The sequence below is a fragment of the Haemophilus sp. SZY H68 genome (assembly GCF_018829685.1).
GTDB lineage: Bacteria > Pseudomonadota > Gammaproteobacteria > Enterobacterales > Pasteurellaceae > Haemophilus > Haemophilus haemolyticus_K.
The window spans coordinates 1-3,144 of sequence record NZ_JAHKKB010000009.1 but is presented as its reverse complement, the minus strand read 5'-3'; the positions used below and the strand labels follow the sequence as shown (position 1 = coordinate 3,144).

The following is a 3,144-nucleotide window of genomic DNA, read 5'->3' as shown; positions in this document are numbered from 1 at the left end:
TTGAGGTTGTATAGTTAAGTGACTAAGCGTACAAGGTGGATGCCTTGGCAATCAGAGGCGAAGAAGGACGTGCTAATCTGCGAAAAGCTTGGATGAGTCGATAAGAGGCGTTTAATCCAAGATATCCGAATGGGGAAACCCAGTAGATGAAGAATCTACTATCACTTACTGAATCCATAGGTAAGTGAGGCAAACCGGGAGAACTGAAACATCTAAGTACCCCGAGGAAAAGAAATCAACCGAGATTTCGTTAGTAGCGGCGAGCGAAAGCGAAAGAGCCTGTTAATGATAGCAGCAGAGATAGAGGAATAAGCTGGGAAGCTTAGCGACACAGGGTGATAGCCCCGTACTCGACATCCAGGCTGTGGTACTAAGTTAACGAGAAGTAGGGCGGGACACGTGATATCCTGTTTGAAGATGGGGGGACCATCCTCCAAGGCTAAATACTCCTGATTGACCGATAGTGAACCAGTACTGTGAAGGAAAGGCGAAAAGAACCCCGGTGAGGGGAGTGAAATAGAACCTGAAACCTTGTACGTACAAGCAGTGGGAGCCTGAAAGGGTGACTGCGTACCTTTTGTATAATGGGTCAGCGACTTATATTTTGTAGCGAGGTTAACCGAATAGGGGAGCCGAAGGGAAACCGAGTCTTAACTGGGCGAATAGTTGCAAGGTATAGACCCGAAACCCGGTGATCTAGCCATGGGCAGGTTGAAGGTTGGGTAACACTAACTGGAGGACCGAACCGACTAATGTTGAAAAATTAGCGGATGACTTGTGGCTGGGGGTGAAAGGCCAATCAAACCGGGAGATAGCTGGTTCTCCCCGAAATCTATTTAGGTAGAGCCTTGAGCGGACACCTTTGGGGGTAGAGCACTGTTTCGGCTAGGGGTCCATCCCGGATTACCAACCCGATGCAAACTACGAATACCAAAGAGTGATACTCAGGAGACACACGGCGGGTGCTAACGTCCGTCGTGGAGAGGGAAACAACCCAGACCGCCAGCTAAGGTCCCAAAGTCTATATTAAGTGGGAAACGAAGTGGGAAGGCTTAGACAGCTAGGATGTTGGCTTAGAAGCAGCCATCATTTAAAGAAAGCGTAATAGCTCACTAGTCGAGTCGGCCTGCGCGGAAGATGTAACGGGGCTGAAATATAGCACCGAAGCTGCGGCATCAGACGTAAGTCTGTTGGGTAGGGGAGCGTTGTGTAAGCGGAAGAAGGTGTGTTGAGAAGCATGCTGGACGTATCACAAGTGCGAATGCTGACATAAGTAACGATAAAACGGGTGAAAAACCCGTTCGCCGGAAGACCAAGGGTTCCTGTCCAACGTTAATCGGGGCAGGGTGAGTCGGCCCCTAAGGCGAGGCTGAAGAGCGTAGTCGATGGGAAACAGGTTAATATTCCTGTACTTGGTAAAGCTGCGATGTGGGGACGGAGTAGGTTAGGTTATCGCACTGTTGGATATGTGCGTTTAAGTTGGTAGGTGGGAAGTTTAGGCAAATCCGGACTTCCTTAACACTGAGAGATGATGACGAGGCTCTACGGAGCTGAAGTAACCGATACCACACTTCCAGGAAAAGCCACTAAGCGAAAGGCTTTACTAAACCGTACTGAAAACCGACACAGGTGGTCAGGTAGAGAATACTCAGGCGCTTGAGAGAACTCGGGTGAAGGAACTAGGCAAAATAGCACCGTAACTTCGGGAGAAGGTGCGCCGGCGTAGATTGTAAGGGCTAGCCCCTGAAGGTTGAACCGGTCGAAGATACCAGCTGGCTGCAACTGTTTATTAAAAACACAGCACTCTGCAAACACGAAAGTGGACGTATAGGGTGTGATGCCTGCCCGGTGCTGGAAGGTTAATTGATGGTGTAATCGAAAGAGAAGCTCCTGATCGAAGCCCCAGTAAACGGCGGCCGTAACTATAACGGTCCTAAGGTAGCGAAATTCCTTGTCGGGTAAGTTCCGACCTGCACGAATGGCATAATGATGGCCAGGCTGTCTCCACCCGAGACTCAGTGAAATTGAAATCGCCGTGAAGATGCGGTGTACCCGCGGCTAGACGGAAAGACCCCGTGAACCTTTACTATAGCTTGACACTGAACATTGAATTTTGATGTGTAGGATAGGTGGGAGACTTAGAAGTAGTCACGCCAGTGATTATGGAGTCGTCCTTGAAATACCACCCTTTAACGTTTGATGTTCTAACGAAGATTGCGGAACGCGGTCTCGGACAGTGTCTGGTGGGTAGTTTGACTGGGGCGGTCTCCTCCCAAAGAGTAACGGAGGAGCACGAAGGTTTGCTAATCACGGTCGGACATCGTGAGGTTAGTGCAATGGTATAAGCAAGCTTAACTGCGAGACAGACAAGTCGAGCAGGTACGAAAGTAGGTCATAGTGATCCGGTGGTTCTGAATGGAAGGGCCATCGCTCAACGGATAAAAGGTACTCCGGGGATAACAGGCTGATACCGCCCAAGAGTTCATATCGACGGCGGTGTTTGGCACCTCGATGTCGGCTCATCACATCCTGGGGCTGAAGTAGGTCCCAAGGGTATGGCTGTTCGCCATTTAAAGTGGTACGCGAGCTGGGTTTAGAACGTCGTGAGACAGTTCGGTCCCTATCTGCCGTGGGCGTTGGAGAATTGGTTGGGGCTGCTCCTAGTACGAGAGGACCGGAGTGGACGCACCACTGGTGTTCCGGTTGTGTCGCCAGACGCATTGCCGGGTAGCTAAGTGCGGAAGAGATAAGTGCTGAAAGCATCTAAGCACGAAACTTGCCAAGAGATGAGTTCTCCCAGATTTAAAATCTGTAAGGGTTGTTTAAGACTAAGACGTAGATAGGTGCGGTGTGTAAGTGATGTGAGTCATTGAGCTAACGCATACTAATTGCCCGAGAGGCTTAACTATACAACGCTCAAGTGTTTTTGGAAAACAGAGTGAAAGAAAAAGAAATTAACTAAACGTTCAGCTTGTGGCCAATGAAGAACATAGATAGAAGTTAGAATAAAAGTTATCAAAGAATTATCCTGGCGGCGATAGTGCGGTGGAACCACCTGACACCATACCGAACTCAGAAGTGAAACGCTGTAATGCCGATGGTAGTGTGGGGCTTCCCCATGTGAGAGTAGGGCACCGCCAGGTT

Annotated in this window: 2 rRNA genes; both read left to right on the top strand. The window is 49.5% G+C overall.

Annotated features, from left to right (window positions below):
- Positions 1-12: 12 nt before the first annotated feature.
- Positions 13-2,909: ribosomal RNA gene (locus KP712_RS09025) — 23S ribosomal RNA — on the top strand.
- 118 nt (positions 2,910-3,027) lie between these two features.
- Positions 3,028-3,143, top strand: a 5S ribosomal RNA gene (gene rrf / locus KP712_RS09020).
- Position 3,144 lies beyond the last annotated feature (1 nt).